We start from the raw sequence: 20486 nt of genomic DNA on the forward strand, positions 1-20486 counted from the left end.
CGCGTCGCCTGCATCGCCCGCGTCGCCTTCGTCACCGGTTACGCCGGCCGCGTCGGAACCGGCGTCGCCAGCGTCACCATCGACGTGACCGTGCGAGCCGTCCGAGTCGTCGGCCGGCGCCTTCGGGATCGACGCGGGATCGACTTCGACGCCGCCCGGAATTTCCGTCACCGCGCCAGCCGGTGCGGCAGCCTGGTCAGCCTTGTCTTGCACTGCGGTATCGACCGCTTCCGACGCTGCTGCGCCGCCTTGAACTTCGGACATGCTTTCCCCTATCAGGAAATGAGTGAATGGATCTGGAGCGGGCGACTTAGCGAGGCCCGCGAATGTGGATCAGCGCCGGGAGCTGTATGAGCGTGAGCTGTACGACGATGAGCTGTACGATCGCGACGACGAACTGTAGGACGAGCTCGAATAGCTCGATCGCGGCGAATAGGCACCCGATACCGATGTGGCGCGCGGCGCGACATACATCGGCGCCGGCGATCGCGCGGGGGGCGTGTAGACGGGCGCGGCCTGGTGCACGGTCTTGTTGATGACCGTCGTGCGGTTCACGATCGTCGTGCGCGGTGCGACGTAGGCCGGATGCGGCGCCTGGTAGTGGTGGATCACGGTCGGCCCGCTGCTGAGCATGTGGCCGAGCGCGACGCCGTGCCAGAAACCGTCGTCGTGCGACTGCTGGATGATGACCGGGGGCGCCTGCACCACGGGCGCTGCCGCGATGACAGGCGCAGGCTGAACGACTTGAGGCGCGACAGCGTATTGCTGGCCGCGATCGCAGGACGTGATGAGGAAAACGGTGAGAACAATCAGGGCTGCGGCAAGGATGCCGAGCTTGAACTTACGGGACATGCGCGCTCCGGCGATGGTTGTTGGTAGAGGGCGGCCGGGAATCCCCAACCCACGTCGTTAATGCGGCTCGGCGCCGCATTCGCCCGCTTTACCCTCACGTCATGGCGACTATCCCGTCAAGGGGGACTGTCTCGGTGCGGCCAGGGGGTTATGACCCTTCCCCGGATCTGCCGTCTAAGTCGCCATGCGTGAAGGTGCGGGCCCTTCCCCCGCTCGCGTCCCGGTAGCTTGGACTTTAGCGCCCTGCTCACTTCTTACGGTTCCTCGCTTCACCGGCTATTTGACGCCAACAGCGCGCCTCTTTCACCAGTCCCTCGCTTCTCCATCTCGAAAGGTCTTGCAGCAGTCGAGGGTGTGGCTCGCACTGCCAATCAGCCGGCATTTCCCTGCGCGCAGCGCAAGAGCCGACCACTGTCGTCCACTTTCGCGGATTCACCCTCACAAGAGCCGGCACGATTTGAACGTGCGCTAGGCGCCGGCGCCTATCTGGAATACCAGCCTCCCCCTCTACGGGGTGCTCTACCCGACTGAGCTACGGCTCTTGTGAGGCGACTGCTTAAGCCAGTCAATCTGCACGTTACGAGGCTCGTGCGTCCGCTCGATTTTGCGGCCGGTTTTATGCTGGAGCGGGCAACGAGAATCGAACTCGTGTGAACGGCTTGGAAGGCCGCTGCCTGACCATTCGGCCATGCCCGCAAATTCCATCAGAGAGGCCGCCTCGTGGAGAGCCCCGCCAACCCAATCGAGGCTCTCGGCTCGACCGGCTGCAACGGGCACAAAGCGGCTTGTCTGATGAAACTGGTCGGAACGACAGGATTCGAACCTGCGACCCCCTGATCCCAAATCAGGTGCGCTACCGGGCTGCGCTACGTTCCGGGCGGAAGTGGTGAGATTCGAACTCACGGACAGTTTCCCGTCGCCGGTTTTCAAGACCGGAGCCTTAAACCACTCGGCCACACTTCCATAACTGGCGAGCGTTTTTCCCGGAATCGCTCCCCCCGTTCACAGCTAACGGCTGTCAGTCGGCGCACTTTGTGGCCAGTGCGCGGTAGCCGCAGCGTTCATCGATCAAACCCAAGACTTCGACGGACCCTGCGAACACCATAGCCCGCCAAAGACACTCACCGAATGCCCTTGGCGGGCGGCCGCTTACGCCGGCCAGTCGGATCCCGAATAACGGAGGAATCACTTCGCCCTTCGTGGACATTTGAGGACCGTCTTGAAGGGTAGTCATCCAGTCCTGCAAAGAGCACTCAGCGAATGCGCTTTGCAGGAGACTGCTTACGGCAGTCAATCGGACGGAGCGCTAACCTGCCTCTTGCTGTACGTCGTTCAGCGCAATACCCGGTGCAGTTTCGGGGCTGATCCAACCCGGTCTAGGATCAGCAAAGCGGGTAACATGCCGGGCGCTTCATTCGGTCAACTTTCAAGCCTCAAGTGAGCGGCCCACGCGAAGGTATGCCCGCGAGTCCCGCGCAGGCCATGAACGGGGTTTTTCGGCACCCTCGCGCTTCTCCGAATGCACATATTGCTACGGCCAGTTTTACGTCGGCGCGACGACGACGGGCCGCTCACTTGATGCGGCTCATTACGTGAGCCACTCGGCCGTTCTTTCTCGGCTGTCCGCTAACCTACTCGCAACTCCAGCACCTTCGGGCATCAGTGCGCGGGCCTTTCGGCCCTCGACCCCACCTGCACCGGTCTAGCTGCTTTCGGCATAGGCACGGAGCCAGGTCTATTCGCTCCCGCCCTACGCTGAGGCCGTTTTTGTTCCAGCACACGTACCACTCGCACTGTCCGCGCTATCCCTTTCGGGCCGCCGCGGCTACGGTCCTCACGGCCAACCGCTAGGGAAAGGGAAAGGCAGCTACTCAAGCTCACCTGACTCCGCAAGGCGGGCAACACCATTGCCTTGCCAGATTCACTCGAATGGGGGCGCAGCCGCCCTTCCCCTTCCGCCCGCTTGTGGCAGGCTAAGCGTCAGCCGATGTGGTTTGCGAACACGAAACCCAACGACGCACCGAACAGGATGACACCGAAAAACTGGCCGCCAAGCGTGAAAGAGCGCGATGGCTTGCGTACAAACAGAGCCTTGCGATCGTCAAACCCGAAATCAGCGTTCTTCATGTTCATCCCCGTTTTGGTACTGCGCCGTCGATGGAATGAATCATAAAACACTTTACCTTTAAGGTACAACTACTTTTTACCTGTCAGGGCTATTCAATGGCGGCAAGGTGCGCACGCAACCATGCCGAGAATTTCGGATCCCCCGCTGAAGGCGTGTCGCGCACGACGTGCCACTGGCCACGGCAATGCGGATGCTGCACGCCGGCCGCTGGCCACCATGTCTCGCTGCGATCGCGCTCGACCAGCTCATTCCCGATGCGCTTGCGTTTCGCTGCCGATCGCCCGATGTTCGTCTTTCCCGGCCACACGTCGCGCCAGCCGTCCTTGTCCGGGTCGCTCGCGCTCACGACGTTCATCACCAGACCGTCGATCTTTCGGCAGAACGCGCAGGCGCCGTTGTAGACCTCCATGCGCTTGACGCGCGCGCCAGGCTCAAGCGAAGCGACGAGCCCCTGGTTCGCGATCTCGCCGGCCTCTGTCACGGCAATGCGACGCCAGTCGCGGTTGAGCGTCCCGAAGTCATCGAGCAGCTCCTGCTGCAGCTTCGTGTCGTACAGCGCGTGTGGATCACCCTGCATCTTGAGCGCAACGTGATCGAGCACGGTCGCACGCAGCCGGTGCCGCGCGCTCTCCGTGAAGTACTTCACGTTTTCGCCCGCGTGCTGACGCCCGTACTCCATCGCAGCCTCGAAATGGCGGCTCTTGTCGATGGCGGCTTTCGCGCGGGCCTCCGACTCGGGCATCACCTCGAGCAGATGCGCGGCCTGCGTCGGCGTGATGGCTTCTACGATCGACTGCGCCTTTCCCATGAGCGCCGCGCGCACGGCGAGCGCCTCGGTATCCTTCTGCAGCTCGCCGAGCGGCAGATACCGCTGGATCAGGTAGTCGATTAGGAACCCCCAATCCTCCAGGGCGAATTGCTCCGGCGCGAGACTCGACAGGTAAAGCTCGACCAGATCCATCTCGGCCGGTGTCCAGGCGCGATAAACGCCCGATGCAGGCTTGCTCGCTTTGCCCCAGGCGTCCTTCTGATAACGCTGACCAGCGATCCACGCCTGAAGCTCGGCATGCACGTCCGACAGCTTCGTCAAGCCCTTCTGCGTGAACAACTCGATCAGGTGCGAGATGAACGGCGAATCGTGCGGCTGCCAGATCCCATCGTCCGAGCCGTTCTCGCCGCTCAAGGCCTTCGAGAACAGTTCGAGCGCGTGATTCGTGCAGTCACATGCCACCGGGCCAATGTCGAGAAGGAGCGCCATGCGCTTATTCCGCCCCCGCGTGATGGCCCTGCACTTCGTGCCAGTGCACGCGATGCTCGCGGCCGGTTTTATCGGCCACGGTGCAACCATCTTCGCCCGATGCCGTCACCTTGCCAGCGCCGTTGAAGTCGCCGGCGGCAAACGCAACGTGATGACCGGGCTCGACGTTATGCGGGCCGAAGCCATCCTTCTGGCCGCCACCGTCGCCTTGCGCCTCGCCATCCTTCGAGGCAGGCGCTGCGGGCTCCTGCGCCGGCTTATCCTCGGGCTTGTCCGGCTGAGCCGGCCCTTTCGGCTCCTGCACGGCCGGCTTCTTGCCGTGCAGCTCGTCATCGCCCTGCGCGGGTTTCACGGACTTGAAAAAAAGGATCTTGCTCATACGGCTCCAGGGGTATCAGGTTGAATGCCAAACTTCGCCAGCAGCGCCAGCAGAAGCGCCTCATTGCGCTGCGTTTGGACGACAAGGGATTGGATCAGCGCGGTCTGCTCGGCCACCATCCGGGCCGCCTCGAGCGCAACCAGCTGCACCGCCTCGAGCTCATCACGCGTTGCGGCGCCGGCCGGCTCGAATGACTTCGTCATCGGCTGCGATTCGCCGGACAGCTTGCCGGCGATATAGACGCGCTTGCCCGACTCGTCCTCGGCGATCGACCCATCTTCGCCGCGATCCACAACGACGAAGCGCCGCTGAGCGCGCGCCTTGTGACCGAGCACGTGCTCCCACACCACCTTGAGCGGCTCGGCGCTCGAGTCGTGCTTGAGCTGCACGCCGTGCGCACCGACCGCGACGACCTTGCCGGTCGCGACACCATGCGTCGCGTGCTTAAAGTACAGGTCATCGCCCTCAACCACGCTGTGCGGCGTGCTCGCCTTGACGGGAATCTCGCGCGCCATCAGTCCTCCAGCGTGTAGACGGTGGGCATCGCCTTGCCGAAGTCCAGCTCGCCCTGCCGATCGCCTTGCGTTACGTCGTCGGCCGGAACATCGCCCGTCGCAGCGTCGGCCGCCGGCGCGCTCCCGCCCTTACCGAAGTCTCCGGCGCCGTTCTTGCCGAAGTCCGCGTTCGCGCTCGCATTCGGGTCATCCCCCTTGCCGAAGTCGTCCGATCCATCCTTGCCGAAGTCGCCATCGCCGCTCGCCGCATCCGCGCCCTTGGGGCCAGCGCCAGGCTGCCCGAAGTCGGCCTGCTGCTGCGGCTGCTGCGGCGCGTTCTCCTGCTGATACAGGCTCACCAGCTGAGAATTGAGCGGCGCACCACCGATGAGCGCGGAGCCTGGATACTGGCCGAGGTTGTGCTCAGAGCGCATCTCATCGACCGACATGATGAGTTTCTTCTCTTCGAACTGGCGCTCAGCATCTTCCGGATCAAGCCCCGTCCAGCGAAACACGAACTTGTCGGAGAAGTCGCTGATGATGTAGTCGGTCAGCGTGTTCTCGGCGTATGCCATGAGCGGGCGAAGGCCCGAATCCTTCGACGCCGCGAGCTTTTCATCCGTGTCCGAGCCCGAGAGTGCCGACGTGCTGCCACCTGTGAACGAATCGAAGTTGATTTCGGCCGGACTCATGCCATAGACCGCGCAGATGATTGACGTGAGGAACGTCATCCACTTCGCGAAATACATCTCGTTGAAGTCAACGCCGAATTTCTCGAAGGCCGCGCGCGACTCCTGATCCTTCGACACCATGACAGGCAGCGTCCAGGCATTGTTGATGCCCTTCACCATCGCGTTCCAGTAGCGCTTGAACGAGGCGATATCGTCGTTGGTGTAGTTTCCCGAGAGGTGGAGCATGCCCTTCGGAATCGCGTTCGAGTCGAAGCCCTTGATGTTGTGCGTGAGCGCGTTCAGGAAGCCCGTCACGATGCGGATAAGCAGCTCCGTCTCCGACAGACCATAGCCGGCCGCCGTCACATCAGTGCGGGGATTGCGTGGCTCATAGATCAAATCATCGAAGGTGTAGGCCGTCGAGATGCGGCCCTGCACGACCTGCAGCGCAAACACCTCATCATCGCCCTGATAGCCCTGTTCGGTGCACAGGCGGATGGTCGAGCCATCCACCGAATAGAAGCCGTCGATGCCCAGCGCCTTGTCGCGCTTCCACTCCAGCTCGATCGGCGCGGAGTCCAGCGTAAGCGAGTCGCGCACAAACTTCGCCATGAACTGGCTGAAGGCGTCGCGACGCAGCGCCTTGCGCCGGCGCGGCTTGAACTCCCATCCGCAATTCGTGATGAAGCGGTTGAGCAGCTGGATCGAATTCTGTTCTTCGGGCGTGAGCTTGTGCTTACGATCGACATGCCGGATCTCGAAACCCGGCTTGTCCACGCCAGATTCGGCGACCCGGCAGAAGCGCTGCACCTGGCGGATGCGCGTGAGGATGACTGCATTGAGGATCGGCGTCTGATCCACCATCGCACGTAGCGAGTCGAAGCCGAGGCCGCCTGGTCGATCCCAATATTCGCCCTGCACCTGCACGGCCCATTCATCGAGAAAGACCGATTGCATCCCCGGCTCCCTGTCCTTCGAGCGATTCGACGGAAACGGCACGATGCCAGGGTTGATCGCCTTGTTCATCGCGGCTTCTGCCATGCCGTCTTGAATGTACGAAATCACGTCTCGCACGGCATCATTCGGCAGCAGCCCGGACAGAGACGACGGTGCGTGCGCCTTCTGCAGCTGCGCGAGCGCGTCCGTTCTCTCTTCAACGGGCGCGTCGGCGTCGAACGCCACGTTTTCGGCTCTGCTCATACGATAGGTTTCTCCTGAATGGAGTCACCTTCGCGTCACGACCGCATAGAGAAAAGCCCGCACGTGGCGGGCTTTCAGGCGGAACTACTCCAGTCGTTTTCGCGCATCGATGAGCGCCTTGTTGATCGCCTTCGTCAAATCGCCAGCGTATCCCAACTCCACCAGCTCTTCGGCTGCGAGCACTGCCTCTGGCCGAATCGTCACCGTTGTGCGCCTGCCACCTTCGCTCAGCACCTTTTTTCGGTGCTTCTCAACACGCTCGGCCCCGCTCAGCCGCTCCCTCGTTCGCTCCATCCCCACCCCCTTCAGACACATCGGTTCAGCCGCTTTTCTCCGTAACCGTGATCGGGCCGAGCGCAATCACTTCCGCTCCACGCTCGATCGCTCGAGCTCGCATCCCCGGCAGAAAGAAGCCGGGGAACTTCAGTGACTGCTCCCCATTCGCCCATCGCACGAGATAGGCCATCGGTTTCGGCTCGTTCGCCGGCGCCGACTCTTGAAATCTCGGCACCATCACCAGCTTGTACAGCTCGAAAAGTCGCTGCATTATGCCCTCCCCTCGCCCATGCGACGCAACACTGCACGCAACGCCTTGGCCAAAAGCCACAAGCACGCCATAAGCGGTGCAGTCCCCAGGACGCGAAGCATCCACATCACCAGCTTCAGCGCGCGCATGCCGAACCGAAGAAGGCAGCAACCATCGGGTCGCGTCGCACGATCGGCGGCGTCCAATCCGGGCGATCGAACTGCGTGTGAATGTGCCGGCCGCCGGCCAGCGCGAGCGGCGCCGCAGACCCCGACGAACCATCCGGCCCCTTGTTCGTGATCGTGCCGGACTTGCCCACCGCGAAAACCGGCGATGGACGACCAGGCGAAGCGCTGTTCGGGTTGTTCGACCGCCGATCGCAGACGTGAACCACGCGACATTCCTCCAGGTGAGCCAGATACGGGCGCAGCGTCACTGCCGACACCCCAATGAGCGGGGCCAGCTCGCGAACCGTCATCGGGCCGTCCATATCCAGCGTGCCCACGATCAGGTCGAGACGTTCTTGAGAATGCTTCGATGAGAAATCAATCGCCTTCATTTTCTTCTCTCAGGTAAATGTCACGCTCACAAGTCACGGCCGGCCGAGCCACCCATCACCCGCTGTCGCGTGGTACCGCTCCACTCCCGCGTCGCGCAAACTTCACTCAAATGTTCGGCGCGCGCGCATGTTATTGCCACATCTCCACCCATCTCAAAACGGACACCGCCGGATCATGATGAGCCTTCCGCTTCCGCTCCCCATAGGGTCACGGCATGTAAAGAAGTGTAGCCACTAACAAATAGGGAGTCAACCCGCTAGATAAACTTTTAGTTTACTTTCTTGATAAAAAAAGGCGCCTCTCGAGCGCCTTTCTCATTGCCTTCATCGATCTCGTTTTCCGGACTGGTCAATGCTGCATGATCTCAACGTCCACGAAGTGGAGCGCACGACCCCATACCTTGCTCCCGCCTCCCGCCGAACGCATTTTCTCTCGCACCTCGCGCAACACTTCGCGCCGCGTCGCAGCCTTGATTGCAGCAATTTCCGCTACATGCATGTCCTTTATTGCCTGAATCTCTTCCAGCAGGAGCGACACTTCTTCTTCCAGTTCTGCTTCTTTCGTTCTATACGACGGCATGTTTTTTTGCTCGGCCCAGTTTAGCTGTACATCACGCACCCACCTTACAACGTGCGCGCGCCCCTTACATCGACATCATAAAACGATCGGTTCTTTTTGTGCTTCCGACCCAGAAGAACATTTACCTGAGGGCTGCATTCTATAGGTGCTTACCAATCGTTTCCAGTGTTTCAGACTTTTACAGATCAAGGGTTTACCCTTAGGTGTATTCCGCCAAAAGCCGTTGACACGTCACGCCGCGCCCTGGAATAAAGGGCACGCCGCATCAGCTGCCCTGACGAGCAGGTTGCGTTCCATGCAACGTATCCCGTCAAAGGCCGTGCACGCGCCGCACGTCCCGGCACGACCGCGCGCCTGATCGACCCCCTCATCCACGAGCTGCGCGACCTGACTCGGCAGGCCGTGCATCGTCCGGACAATTTCCACTTTAGATTCATATGAAGATTGATCCGGCAAGATAAATTGCGTCCTACCGAATTCGCCGCAGAGCGAGTATGCGTAGACGGCCGCGTCCAGCAGGTCGTCGTGCTCGCAGTCCGGGCCGAACGCGAGCATCTCTTCCACGAAGTACGCCGGCAGCGTCTCGTTGTGCCATACGAGCCCGTTCTCGTAGCGCGTAATGAGCCCCTGCGCCCGCGTGAACTTGTCCTTGTCCGGCCTGACTTGCCGCACTGGCAGATCCGTCGAGCGCAGGAGCTCTTCGACAACCGCCGCCTGGTACTGCACTGCCTCGATCGCGATTTCCTGAGGCCGGTAGCGCGCGGCCTTCTCCTTGATGAACGCGAGCGCGTCCCGGAAACCGACGCGGCGGCGCTCAGCATCCACGATCCACACGCGCCCCTGATCATCCACCCCAACCGTCACGATCGCCGTATAGTCGGCGTTCTGCTTCATGCTGATCGCCAGATCAACACCTTGATACAGGCGCATGCCGCGCGGCGCCTGCCCGACGTGGATATGCTCGGCCTTGATGAACGTGCCAGCGAAGCTCACGAACTGCGCGTCGAACTCCTGCATCGCGACCAGGCGCGGGAGCCCCTCTTTCATCTTCGCAACGTCACGTGCCGAGATATGCGGGTTCGTCGTAGTCGGCAGCTGCCAGCTCATCCACTCGTCATCGCGGTTTGGATTCGCCGGATTGCCCTTGTCGAAGAGCTTCTTGAAATAGTTGTCGCCCTTCGGCGTGCTGAAGAACCACGCTTCGCCGGCGAAGTCCAGCAGCAGCGGCTGGATCGTCTGTTCCCACGCCTCTTCAAGCCGCTTGATCATTGCGGCCTCATCCACTACGGCGACGGCAAACTTGCGGCCGCGCGACGTGTCTGGATCATCGAGCGAGAAGCATTCGACGGATCCACCGGTAATCAGGTCGAGACGCTTGTTCTGCTCGGACTTCTGAGCAGTGACGTCCCGCAGTGTTTTCGTGAGAGTGCGCCAGCTCTCGAGCATCGTCTGATAGGTCGGCGCATACAGGGCCACGGGATACCCGTTGAGCGCGCCCTTCTGATTCGGCCCATCGAGCAGGATCTCTTGAGCCAGAAACGTCTTGCCGAACCGGCGGCCGCAGCTCGCCGTGTTGTAGCGCCGCGACTCGTGCAGAAGCTGGCGCTGTCCGGCGTGAAGAATCGGTAGTTGAACGGTGTAAGCCATGACGCACGTTCGCGTCACGACCCACAACAAAAAGCCCGCTCGAGGCGGGCTTCTCTCAGAACAGGGACTTCGGCGGCCCCTTCGGTTTCGGGCCGGCGCCGATCGCTTCAGCAATCGAATGATCGGCCGGCATGTTCAGCATCTTGTAGAGCATGTCCTTCGGCACAAGCCGCAGCGCCTGCGCCTCCCACCCCATGTCAGCCGGCGTGCCGCCGACTCGCCGCGCAATGTAGTAGCGCGCGACGGAAGTGGTTTTCTCGAAGTCACCGAGGAAGCCGACGATCTGCACCTTCAGACCCGTTTCCTCGAATGCCTCTTTGATTGCGTTCGCCTGCATCGACAAACCCGCCTCAGCCTGCCCCTTCGGGAAGGTCTGATGGTAGCCGCCGAAACGGTTCGTCGGGCTCATGAGCCAGCAACGACCATCTGGCTCGACAATCACGACGCCGGACGCCGCCGTCTTGTCTTTCGGCAGCTCCATCGTCGGCTCTTCAATCTCGACCTGACCGGGGACGTTACCCCATTCCTCGTGCGTCCTTGGTGTATCCGTCCACGGCTTGAACGGCACACCATTCAGCGCGGCCGGCACGTCTCCACCTGGCGTGAAAGTCGCCAGTGAATCGGAGAAACGCACATCAGCCGGCGCACTTTCCTTGTGAGGGTAACGCACACGCACGTGGTTGCCCTTGTCGTCCGTCTGCGGATGCCAGTAGGCGTCAGGCGCCTCAGATGGCGCAGCCACATAAGACTTGGGTGACTCGAAAATGCCCGGTGTCAGCGCCCTGATCTTCGCCGCAACCAGCTTCACCCGCTTGTCATTGTGCGGTTTGACGTACGTTCCGTCCTTCTTCACGTAGCCGTCGATGTGCGATTTGAAAAGCAGGATGGGACGCATGCCGAGTCCTCAGTTGTGTTGATCGATTATTGCGTCACGACGGACTTCTTCGCCGGCGCCACGCGTCGCGCCGGTACACGCATGTCGCGCGCATACGGCGGAATCTCCTGCAAATCTGCCATGACGTGCCACACACGATTGCATGCCGCGTGCAGCCGGCTATCGCGCACCGAATTCTTGAAGTTGTCGTAGTTGATCGACATGACATGCTCGGAGATGACCAGGCCGACGAGCGCGCGCGGGACGACAGCGCGGTACAGATAGTCACGCCCCGGCGTGCGCTCGACCTTGATCGAGCAGTCCTTAAACACACGTTCGATATCACCCTTGCGGCGCGCGCGCACCTTCAGGTGCTCGGCATCGCCAGGAATCGCAACGATGGACAGGAACGCGTCGGACAGAGTGAGCCACATGGTTTTTCCTTGTTTGTGTTAGTGGCTACACTATACCCCGAGATTTACCCATTGGGTAAATTTTCTTTTTTACCTTTTGGCGCCACTCACGCCGACGAGCGCGGCCGCCGCATCTCTCACCAGCTGATCGACAAGCGGCTGCCAAACCTCGTCGGCATCGTTGTGGTGCTGCTTCACGATGCCGAACAGTCGCGTCGCAATCACAGCGAAGGCCGCGCGCAAGATTGCGTGCGTGGATTGCGTCGGATCGACGCCGTACTGCTCTGCGACTGACCGGCCAATGCCGTCGCGATTCGACCAGTCCGGGATCGACGTATAGGCGGCGTTCATGCCAGCAAAGATATCGGCCATCCGGTTGCACTCGCCCACCAGGGCACTCGCGTCGATTGACAGCACGTTGTGCACGAACTGACGTACGAGCTGACCGACTACCTTGGCATTGCCAAGGTAGCTCTCGCTCTTCACGTCCTTCACATTTTGCTCAAACATACAATTTACCTTTCAGGTGTTCGCGCGATTATATCGCTCACATATTCGGCAACGCGACGACCTCGATAATCGTCTGACCATGCCCCGCGCCCCACGAGCCGTGCTGATCGTGCATCGGCGTGTCCGTCTTGTGCACCTTCTTCACGTAGAACTTCGTGCCGAACGGCAGGATGACCTCATCCTCACCTGGATGCGAAGAAATGGCGCCGCCGCCCTTGCCAGGGTTCGGCGCGACGTAAAGCCCCTTCACGTTCTCGCCGACGGTAATCCTCAGCTGAATGTTGCCGCCCCATACCTCAGGCCTGAGGCTGGTCGAGATGATGCCGAAATCCTTCAGCACACAGCCCTCCGATGCAAGCAGAAGCGGATGATCGGCCATGTCCTTTGGCGTGAATTTGCGCGACAGCACAGTGCCTGGCTCGAGGGGGATCGACGCGTTCTCGATCGCCGCGATCGCCTCCCCCGTCTTGTCATGCGTGCCCTTGCCCGTTTCCGGGTTGTTCATCGTCTGATAGTGCGGGCCGGTGTAATCCTTCACGGCCTTCTGTTGCGTGTTCGTGAGCTTCGCGAAACTTGCCTTCGACTGGTCATAGAGCACTTGCGCACTGACGTGACCATTCTTTTTCGACAGCTCGGCCGGCTGCCAGTCCGCCAGCGGATTGTCCTTGAACTTCGACAGTACCGCGTAGCGCCCGATGCGGGCCTTCGCCTGCAGCAGCTCGGCAACATCATCAGCCGCCGCGAGCATCGCCATCATCGCATGGCCAACGCTCGTCAGGACGCCCGCAGCAGCCTTGCGGAACTCCTTGTAGGGCGTGACCATTGCATGCTTCGCGTCGGCCCAATAGCCCTTGATGTGCTGCGAAGGATGCTCGCTGATGGGCTTCGTCGGGCCTTCCGGATCCCCAGTCTGCGCGTTGATCGGCTGGTAGTGCAGGTTGTTCAGCTCGTCCTGCTTCTGGCCTTCCGCGAGATCGTGGATCTGGTTCGCGAGCTGCGTGTTCTGCTCGTTCAGCTTCGCCTTCGATGACAAGCCCTTGCCAGGGCCATGCCAGTTCGCGAAGTCCGGCGCGTGCGGAATCACGTACACGGGCGGCTTTGGCTCCTTCTTCGGCTTGCCGGCCGGGTCAGACGAGAGCGCGGCAATGCCCAGGTCGGCCGCGCTCAACTCTGGCGCCCCGGCGATCCCCTTCTTTGCAACCGTTGCAGCAACGACCTTCGGAGAGGCCTTCTTTTTCGGCGAACCTGCGTGCTTCGCTTCCAGCTCTTTCCAGAACTCGAGCAGCTTCGCTCCATTCGGCGTTTTGGCTGGATCCCTGAGTGTCGCAACCTGCGTGTACTTGCCAGGCGCGCCCTCACTCGGCACATACAAAACGTGCTTCTTGCCGGCCGTCATGAATTTGTGCAGGCCCTTCAGATTGCCTTGTGCCTGTGCCGCCTCGAGCAACTTCTGCGCGACGGCCGCGTAGTTCTCCGCCTTGTCGCCCTCGAACGCTGGCAGGCTCGGCCAATCGGACGATCCAGCTGCCGAACCATTCGCGTCCGCCGGCGGCGTTGATGGGCTCGGCGCGCTGGCTGCGACAACGCGTGGCGCCTTCGGCTTTGCCGGCGCTGCCTCCGCCGCCGGCGCCGGCGGCGTCGTTGCCCCCTGCACCTGCTTGAGCACGTCCCATCGGCGCGCGACGAGCTTGTTGGCGAGACTCGCCTTGTCAGCGGCGCTCCCCGGCCCATACTTGAAAACGAGATCCTGTATCTCCGCTGGCGAGACGGCCTCGACCTTCTTCGCCGACTCGGCGATCTGCTGCGGCATCAGCTTTCCGAACGCATGCGCGGCATATTCGTTCGTGCCATCCATGAGCGTTTTCAGCTCGCCGACGTGCTCGCCGAACTTCTCCCCCTTCGGCGTCCCCTGTGCGCGGTACAGCAGCGAGCCGCCCACGTCGAGGCGCACGGCGTGGCCGCTCGGCTTCAGCTGCATGTTGTCGAAGCCAGTGCCAACCACATCCCAATTCGCAAGCCATGCATCGACTGCAAAGCCATCTGCAACGCCAGGCGCGCCGGCCGCGAGCGCGGCCGCGTCTTTCTCCACACCGTCGATGATCTTCGATGCGATGCCGACCTTGCCATTGTGCGAGATGAGCTTGAGCGCCGGAACCTCGACGCCGGCGGCCTCATAGAGCTTCGCCGCGAGCAGCTCGTTTTTCGTGTGCGACTCGGAGGCCGGGAACTTGCAGTACCACTTCTGGCCAGCTGGATCGGTAAATTCACCCCCCTCATTCGATCCCTTCTGGCCGCCCGTTTTCACCCATCCATCGATCGACTCAGGCGCATCCGGCGCGGGTTCCTTCGGCGCCGGCGCGACCGGCTCTGCGGCAGCCGCTTCCGGCGCCGGCGCAGCGGGCTCGACTGCCTGCTGGCCCGCGTGCGCGCCGAGCAAGTCGTTCGTGTACTGGATCAGCAGCTTGCTGTTCGGGCTTGTCCCGTTCCACGTTTTCGAGTCCTCTTTGAGCAGGCTCTGCATTCCCGCCCAATCGCCCGTATCGAACAGGCCTTTAACCTTCGCCGCGACCTTGTCGTAGTACGCGACGGTCTTGCCGACGAACACCGGCATGCCGATCGCGTCCGTTGCTGTCTGGTCGCCGCCGACCTTGTGCCAGCGGCCGTTTTTCAGCACGTACGTGACGCCGTTTTCCGTCTTCGTATCGCCCTCTTTCGGGCCATCGTCGGTCGCGGCGGCGGCCGGCTCGGCGCTCTGTCCGGCCTGCTGCTTCGCTACCGCACCAGCCAGCCCCTCGAACGCGGCCTTCTGCGACGGGAACCCGTGCATCGCGTCGATATCATCCGAGTTGGGAATGACGAACCAGCCATCGGAATTTTTGTCAACGATGCCGCCGTGGATCGGATCCTTGTTTGTGGCGAGGCCGTTCAATGAACCATTCCAGCCTTCAGGCAGCTTCACTGGCGCAGCCGACGCGCCGTACTGCTTTTTGAGCCCATTGAGGATCGTGATCGCGTGGCCATACTTCACAACATCGTCGGCGCCGAGCTTCTCCGCGTGCTTCACGTCGAACTCGGCATTGACCTTGATGCACGCCTCGAGAAGCGGCAACGAAGCGGCCTTTTGCTCGGACGGCATGCTTTCCCAAGCCGCCTGGCCATCCAGGATCCAGTCGTCGTTCCCCGCAGCAATGCCGTACAGAAACGTTGCTGCGATGGGCGGCAGCGAGTCGCCGAGCTCGTTCATCGCGTCGAGCCCCATACCCTTCAGGCCTTCGACCTTCGCGGCAATCTCGACCTTGACCTTCTTCAGCTCATCGGACTGCGGCGCCACCTGCTGTATGAGCGTCGGCTCCGGAGCGACAACAGGCTCGCTGGCGGCCTCCTGGGCGCCCTGCTGCCCCTCGGCCTGCGCGGGTGCTGGCGTCGTCTCTACGGGCGCCTCCTGCGCGGGCGAGACATTGGCCGCGGCGATCGCCTCATTGAACGCATCGAGCTTGCCGGCCTTTTCGAACTCAGCCGTGAATTTCGCCTGCTTGTCCGCGTCGAGCGCGAGGAAAGCCTTCGTCTGCGATGCGATCGGCTTCTGGCCGCCGAGAATGGCGATCCGGAACTTCGCGGCGCGCGCGCGGATGCCGGCCGCGTCCTGCAGCTCAGTCGCGTGCTTCAGCAGCACGGGCACCTTGTGCTGATCCGGCATCTCGTTGAACCACTGATGCTTGGTCAGGTTCTTGTGCGCCTCCTTCTGCGTTGCCGAACCCTGGCCGCCGAGCACCTTGGCGTCGTCGTGGTCGTCCGAAACGTTGACGTGCGCGTAATGACCTTGAACGGTCGTGCCGTCGTGCTTCGTGAACGTGGGAATCCACATCTCTTTCTTGGACGTGGCTTTGAGCATGTCGATCGCGCCTGGATCGAGCATGAAAAGAATGCGCGGAGTCACTAATGCCCCTCAGGTAACTTGCCTGAGGGGCACCGTACTGTCACGACGGTTGTGGATCAGCCCTTGGCGCGAGGCGGCCGGCGCTGTCGTCCCGCCGCTCGATGACGATGGTCGTCTTGCCCTTGTCGTCGCCCTGTTCCTGGTCGATGCCCCATGCCTTGCGCTCGCCTTCCTGGATGATCTTCGTCGCCTCGCTCGTGATCTTGCCGAGCTTGGCCTTGTCGAAGTCCTCTTCATCGATCGCATCGTTCACGAGCTTGCGTACGCCTTCCCACTCGGCCCGGTGACGGCCGAGCAACTCGGCACGATGATCGACGGCGCGATTGACGGCTTCGGCGCGATCCTGCGGTGTGGGCAGCATCGCCGGCGGCGTTCGCTCCGCCTTCGGCTTCTCGCCCTTCTCGCCTACGTCAGCGGCTTCCCTGCGCCCGATCTTCGTCGGCGGCTTGCTTTTCGCGTCTGCCGCGCGATGCGCCTCGCGCACGATGTGCGGCATGTCGGCCTGCTTCTGCCAGCCGTCCTTCTTCGCGCGCAGCGCGACCGCCTGCTTCGTCACGCCGAACTCAGTCGCGATATGGACGTAGTTGACCTTCGGGTCAGCCTCCCATACCGCGCGCGCCTGAGCCCATTCGGCGTCAGTCAGCTTTGCCATTACTCAGCCCCGGCCGCCCGCGCCAGGTCGATTGCCGGCTTGAAGCTCACGCGGCGCCGCGCGGGAATATCGATCGGCGTGAGCGTGCGCGGATTGACGCCCTTGCGTGCCGCGCGCTCGGACACCTTGAAACTGCCGATCCCAGGCACGCGCAGACCACCCTTGCCGCTCGTCGCGCTGCCGATGAGGCTCGCGAGGGAATCGAGCACCTTGCCGGCGTCCTGGTGGGAAACGCCCGCGTGGTCGGCAAGCACTCTGACGAAAAACTCTTTTTTCATATCGGTTTCGTGGAAACGACGACCATCGCCGCATCCACAATGTCGCATCACGACTCACGCGGTGCCGCTATGCGATCAAAAACCGGGCACGGAAACTTTTCGCGCGCCTGGTGCGGGGTCGCCGGCTTCCTCGAGCTCGCGCACGCGCACAAGCACTTCGTGCGGCACCTCGAGCGTCCTTTCCGGATTGCGGTAGCACTCGAGCACTTGCCGGCCGCCGGCCGTATGCACGCCGCACGCACACAGGCTCTCTACCGGCCCATCCTCGTGCCGGCCGCATTGCGCACAATGCACCGATGCCGTCTTGCCGGATCCGGAAGTCAGTAAGCGCCCAAAGCAGTGACGGCATGCGTGATCCACCAGCCGCCACCGATCGACGCGTGCCGGCTTCGGCAGCGGATTGGCCGGGCCGTCTGGAACGTCGCCACCGAAAAAATCGAGTTGCATCAAACACTCCGTTCAGGGATGACGCACACCGGATGCGGAATCGAGCACGCGAAGGACAGCACTGTCGATTCGAGTCGCGCGACCGACACGAGCGCCTCCACTCCGCTTGCCACATCATCGACCACGTGCACCGTCGCGCGACCGCGCGAGACACACATGACAGCTGCGCGACCCACCTTCGCGAGCTTGCGCGGGCGCCCACCCTTCGCGTTGCGCCCGCGCTTTGTCTCGAGCGTCCGGTTGTAGCAGCTGACGCAGATGCGATCGCGCACGAGACGCGTGGCCGGATTCAGGCAGCGCGCGCACGTGCGCCGCTTGATCGCCGTCACCTTGACCTCGACGTTCGCGTGGCTCGCGCCGATCGGGCATCCGGCACATGCCAGGTAGCCGCCCCCGCGTTGCGACCCGTTGAACTGCGTGACGCAGCTATCGACGGACAGGCTTGCGCGCAGCTTTACGCACTCGAAGTACCGACCTTCGACGCCGGGATAGGTGAAATATTCGATATCGGTCATTCAAAAGCCAGAAGTTGGTTCACCACCTGTTCGACCTCCTGTTCTGAGGCGAACTTCGCGTGACGCAGGATCTTGTCCCACACCACTTTGAGCACCGACCCGTACACGTCGTTGAAATCGTACTCGTCACACTTTGCGAAACTGATCGACTTCGCCTTGAGCCTCACTGCGCCGCCGATACCGAAATGCGCTTCGCAGTGCCCCGCGAGAATCAGAATGTCCTCACGGAACGACTCAAACTCCTTGCCGATTGGCTCGCCCTTGTATGTGCGATCCGCCGGCGGATCCCAAACATCGAACGCCAGCTGAAGCAGCGCGAAGAATTTCCTGTGGAATCGAACGTTTCGCCCCTTCGTGACTTCGACGTTTGCCCCGTCACCGAGCTTCAAGCCCGCAAGAAATTTCTCGGCCGCCGGGTCAACTGGCGCGAGCAGGTTTCCCCTCACCTTCTGAAACATCGCTCTCACCGCCCAACCCCTCCGAAAACACGCTCGCGCATTTCTTCGTCCCTGTAGCCGGCCGCGATGCGCTTCGCCGGCTCGTCGCCATAGACCGACTTCCAGTCAGCGTAGAGCGCCCGCTTCTCACTGTCCGTCGCACAGGCCCGTGCACGCGAGAATTCCCGCTTTAGCGCTCGGCCGCAGGCGAGTGCAACCACATGGTCAACTGCCTCGTATTCCGCATCCTCGCGCGACTTGCCGTCCGTAAACTCCAGGCGGGCGGCAGCGCCTTGGTAGATAGCTTCGCACCAGTCATCCCAATAGATGCCCTTCCTGACCGTCCGACCGTCATTGCCGGAGAGCTGACCTCCCGACTGAAAGCGCAGGGTGACGAGCTCGCTCGCGCTCATGCACGCCCCCGGTACGACTGCCACTCGAACGTCAGCACCTGTCCGCCGCCTTCGCGAAGGCGATCGACTACGCGCGGCGTCAGATACCTCTCGATGCCCTCGAGGGGCTCGTTCGATATGACGATCGTCGGCTTGCATGCGTCGTACCGGCCGTTGAGAATTGCGAACAGGATCATTTGCTCGTTGTCGCCCCCGCCCTGCACGCCAACCTCATCAAGAATCAGCAGATCGGGCTCCACGAACCGCGCGATCGACTCGCGCTCAGAGAGCTTCGACCCAGGGCGATACGACTCGCGCACGAACTGCACCGCCTCGTACGTACGCGCGAAGAAAGGCAGCGCTCCCTTGCGCGCGACCACGCGCGCGATTGCGACGGACAGATGAGTCTTTCCCGTCCCCGGCCGGCCGCACATGATGAGATTCCGGCCCGACTCAAGGATTGCCTCCCACGACTGCGCGTACTCGGCACACGCATCGAGTGCGGTCTGCTGCGCCGGCGACTCGACCGTGTACGACTTGAACGACGCATTGGCGAAGCGCTTCGGGATCTCGGCCTCCTGCCAACCGGTCATCAGGCTCGTGCGTCGCGCGTTGCGGCGAATCTCGGCCGCATCCTGTGCCGCTTGTTCCGCGTCACGCTCTTCCATGCACTTCGGGCAGCCGGCCCAACGCTGCACCCCGCCGAAATTCGATGACATCTCAATATACGAGCCATGCTTGTCGCAGACGGAGTTGCGGTATTCGATTCCGAAATTTCCGAGCAGCGCGCCCACCGGGCGAACCTCGTTGTGGTTAGAAACTGCCATCTGCCTTCACCCCTTTGCTGTAGTCGATCGCGTCATAGTCGGCCATCGTTGCCGGCTTCCGCTGAGCGCCGGCAGCCGACGCCTTGTGCATGTTGTTCCAGACGATCTGAATGTCGCGCACGAGAATGGTTACGTCGTGCTGGCACTGCACGTAGAAGCCGCCCATCGTCAGGTAGTGGGCGGCCAGAAGTGGCGCCTTATCCGCACCGACCGACTCAACCACCTTCTTCAGCGCGGCATTGACCTTCGCGTTGCGCAGCGGCTCGACGCCATAGCGCTTCGTGTATGCGGCGCTGAATGCATCCCATGCGGCCGTGCTCGGGGCGACTTCCTTCGCCTGCGCGGACTTCTTTTTCCCGTCGCCGGCAGGCGTCGCGCCAGCGACCCGGCCGGTACCGGGGTTTTGGTTTAGTTCATTTGGTACTTCATTGGGTTTATTCGGGTGTCCATGTGACACCACGGTAGTGTCACCGTGACACCACGGTAGTTCCGGCGTGACACCACTCGGGGCCGATGGTGTCAGGCTGACACTACCTTTTTCCACCGGGTCGATACAGTCATCAGAACTGCCGTCATCGAAGTCCACCGGGTCAACGGCCGGCTCTGAAATGAACGAGTTGTCGGGCGTTTTGAGCCGATACACGTTGCTCTTGTTGACTCCGTTCGCTTTCCGCCGGCGCGTGACCGCAATCCAGCCCTTCACCGTCACCGACTTGACCGCACGGATAGCCGACGAGCGAGAAATGCTCGCCATCTCTGCGATCGTGTTGAAGCTCGGCCACGCCGGCGAGCCCAGGTCATTGACGTGAGAAGCGAGCACAAGGAGCACGATTTTTTCGTGGCTCGACAGTGCCTCAGGTGGCGATTTGAGAACCGCCGCCCGGAACGTCCATTCGGGCATTGCGCGACT

Annotated in this window: 23 protein-coding genes, 4 tRNA genes and 1 pseudogene; all 28 read right to left on the minus strand. The window is 62.0% G+C overall.

The window, feature by feature from the left end:
• Positions 1-264, minus strand: a pseudogene (locus G3N61_RS07390) (hypothetical protein); the annotation flags it as partial.
• A gap of 69 nt (positions 265-333) precedes the next feature.
• Positions 334-852: a hypothetical protein gene (locus tag G3N61_RS07395; RefSeq protein ID WP_205821990.1), complete on the minus strand. Its 519-nt coding sequence runs from the start codon at positions 850-852 to the stop codon at positions 334-336.
• Positions 853-1294: 442 nt separating this feature from the next.
• Positions 1295-1394 (minus strand) — tRNA-Thr (locus G3N61_RS07400).
• An 80-nt stretch (positions 1395-1474) separates the two neighbouring features.
• Positions 1475-1548: transfer RNA gene (locus G3N61_RS07405), tRNA-Gly, on the minus strand.
• Positions 1549-1651: 103 nt separating this feature from the next.
• Positions 1652-1728, minus strand: a tRNA-Pro gene (locus G3N61_RS07410).
• 2 nt (positions 1729-1730) lie between these two features.
• Positions 1731-1815, minus strand: a tRNA-Ser gene (locus G3N61_RS07415).
• A gap of 1017 nt (positions 1816-2832) precedes the next feature.
• Entirely contained in the window at positions 2833-2979 is a 147-nt protein-coding gene (locus G3N61_RS07420) for a hypothetical protein (protein ID WP_205821991.1), read from the minus strand.
• 89 nt (positions 2980-3068) lie between these two features.
• The gene (locus G3N61_RS07425) at positions 3069-4238 is read right to left on the minus strand and encodes a hypothetical protein (protein WP_205821992.1); all 1170 of its coding nucleotides are present in this window, start codon (positions 4236-4238) and stop codon (positions 3069-3071) included.
• 4 nt (positions 4239-4242) lie between these two features.
• Positions 4243-4617, minus strand: a complete 375-nt coding sequence (locus G3N61_RS07430; RefSeq protein ID WP_205821993.1) for a hypothetical protein — start codon at positions 4615-4617, stop codon at positions 4243-4245.
• Positions 4614-5132 (minus strand): hypothetical protein, encoded by a 519-nt coding sequence (locus tag G3N61_RS07435; RefSeq protein ID WP_205821994.1) that lies wholly within the window; start codon positions 5130-5132, stop codon positions 4614-4616. The genes G3N61_RS07430 and G3N61_RS07435 overlap by 4 nt, the downstream gene beginning before the upstream one ends.
• Complete coding sequence (locus tag G3N61_RS07440) at positions 5132-6982, minus strand: phage portal protein (RefSeq protein ID WP_205821995.1); 1851 nt, start codon at positions 6980-6982, stop codon at positions 5132-5134. Before G3N61_RS07440 ends, G3N61_RS07435 begins: the two co-directional genes overlap by 1 nt.
• Positions 6983-7066: 84 nt before the next feature.
• A complete protein-coding gene (locus tag G3N61_RS07445) occupies positions 7067-7276 on the minus strand; it encodes a hypothetical protein (protein WP_205821996.1) in 210 nt (69 codons plus the stop codon).
• A gap of 25 nt (positions 7277-7301) precedes the next feature.
• A complete protein-coding gene (locus tag G3N61_RS07450) occupies positions 7302-7529 on the minus strand; it encodes a hypothetical protein (RefSeq protein WP_205821997.1) in 228 nt (75 codons plus the stop codon).
• A gap of 115 nt (positions 7530-7644) precedes the next feature.
• Positions 7645-8067: a hypothetical protein gene (locus tag G3N61_RS07455; protein WP_205821998.1), complete on the minus strand. Its 423-nt coding sequence runs from the start codon at positions 8065-8067 to the stop codon at positions 7645-7647.
• A 349-nt stretch (positions 8068-8416) separates the two neighbouring features.
• On the minus strand, positions 8417-8647 hold the full coding sequence (locus G3N61_RS07460) for a hypothetical protein (protein WP_205821999.1): 231 nt from the start codon (positions 8645-8647) through the stop codon (positions 8417-8419).
• A gap of 231 nt (positions 8648-8878) precedes the next feature.
• Entirely contained in the window at positions 8879-10294 is a 1416-nt protein-coding gene (terL, locus tag G3N61_RS07465) for a phage terminase large subunit (RefSeq protein WP_205822000.1), read from the minus strand.
• A gap of 55 nt (positions 10295-10349) precedes the next feature.
• The gene (locus tag G3N61_RS07470) at positions 10350-11189 is read right to left on the minus strand and encodes an NUDIX hydrolase (protein ID WP_205822001.1); all 840 of its coding nucleotides are present in this window, start codon (positions 11187-11189) and stop codon (positions 10350-10352) included.
• A gap of 26 nt (positions 11190-11215) precedes the next feature.
• The gene (locus tag G3N61_RS07475) at positions 11216-11602 is read right to left on the minus strand and encodes a hypothetical protein (protein ID WP_205822002.1); all 387 of its coding nucleotides are present in this window, start codon (positions 11600-11602) and stop codon (positions 11216-11218) included.
• A gap of 69 nt (positions 11603-11671) precedes the next feature.
• Complete coding sequence (locus G3N61_RS07480) at positions 11672-12091, minus strand: hypothetical protein (RefSeq protein WP_205822003.1); 420 nt, start codon at positions 12089-12091, stop codon at positions 11672-11674.
• Between the two features lie 37 nt (positions 12092-12128).
• Positions 12129-16007 (minus strand): ADP-ribosyltransferase, encoded by a 3879-nt coding sequence (locus tag G3N61_RS07485; RefSeq protein ID WP_205822004.1) that lies wholly within the window; start codon positions 16005-16007, stop codon positions 12129-12131.
• 61 nt (positions 16008-16068) lie between these two features.
• The gene (locus G3N61_RS07490) at positions 16069-16680 is read right to left on the minus strand and encodes a hypothetical protein (protein WP_205822005.1); all 612 of its coding nucleotides are present in this window, start codon (positions 16678-16680) and stop codon (positions 16069-16071) included.
• Positions 16680-16958, minus strand: coding sequence for an HU family DNA-binding protein (locus tag G3N61_RS07495; protein WP_205822006.1), 279 nt, complete (start codon positions 16956-16958; stop codon positions 16680-16682). The genes G3N61_RS07490 and G3N61_RS07495 overlap by 1 nt, the downstream gene beginning before the upstream one ends.
• A 75-nt stretch (positions 16959-17033) precedes the next feature.
• On the minus strand, positions 17034-17405 hold the full coding sequence (locus G3N61_RS07500) for a hypothetical protein (protein WP_205822007.1): 372 nt from the start codon (positions 17403-17405) through the stop codon (positions 17034-17036).
• Positions 17405-17920, minus strand: coding sequence for a hypothetical protein (locus tag G3N61_RS07505; RefSeq protein ID WP_205822008.1), 516 nt, complete (start codon positions 17918-17920; stop codon positions 17405-17407). The genes G3N61_RS07500 and G3N61_RS07505 overlap by 1 nt, the downstream gene beginning before the upstream one ends.
• Positions 17917-18378: a DUF1367 family protein gene (locus tag G3N61_RS07510; protein WP_205822009.1), complete on the minus strand. Its 462-nt coding sequence runs from the start codon at positions 18376-18378 to the stop codon at positions 17917-17919. The genes G3N61_RS07505 and G3N61_RS07510 overlap by 4 nt, the downstream gene beginning before the upstream one ends.
• Before the next feature lie 5 nt (positions 18379-18383).
• Positions 18384-18770 (minus strand): hypothetical protein, encoded by a 387-nt coding sequence (locus G3N61_RS07515; RefSeq protein ID WP_205822010.1) that lies wholly within the window; start codon positions 18768-18770, stop codon positions 18384-18386.
• A complete protein-coding gene (locus G3N61_RS07520) occupies positions 18767-19576 on the minus strand; it encodes an ATP-binding protein (protein WP_205822011.1) in 810 nt (269 codons plus the stop codon). The genes G3N61_RS07515 and G3N61_RS07520 overlap by 4 nt, the downstream gene beginning before the upstream one ends.
• A complete protein-coding gene (locus G3N61_RS07525) occupies positions 19563-20477 on the minus strand; it encodes a helix-turn-helix domain-containing protein (RefSeq protein WP_205822012.1) in 915 nt (304 codons plus the stop codon). Before G3N61_RS07525 ends, G3N61_RS07520 begins: the two co-directional genes overlap by 14 nt.
• Between the last annotated feature and the right edge of the window lie 9 nt (positions 20478-20486).

Source organism: Burkholderia sp. Ac-20349, assembly GCF_017104865.1.
In the GTDB taxonomy this organism is placed as follows: domain Bacteria; phylum Pseudomonadota; class Gammaproteobacteria; order Burkholderiales; family Burkholderiaceae; genus Burkholderia; species Burkholderia aenigmatica.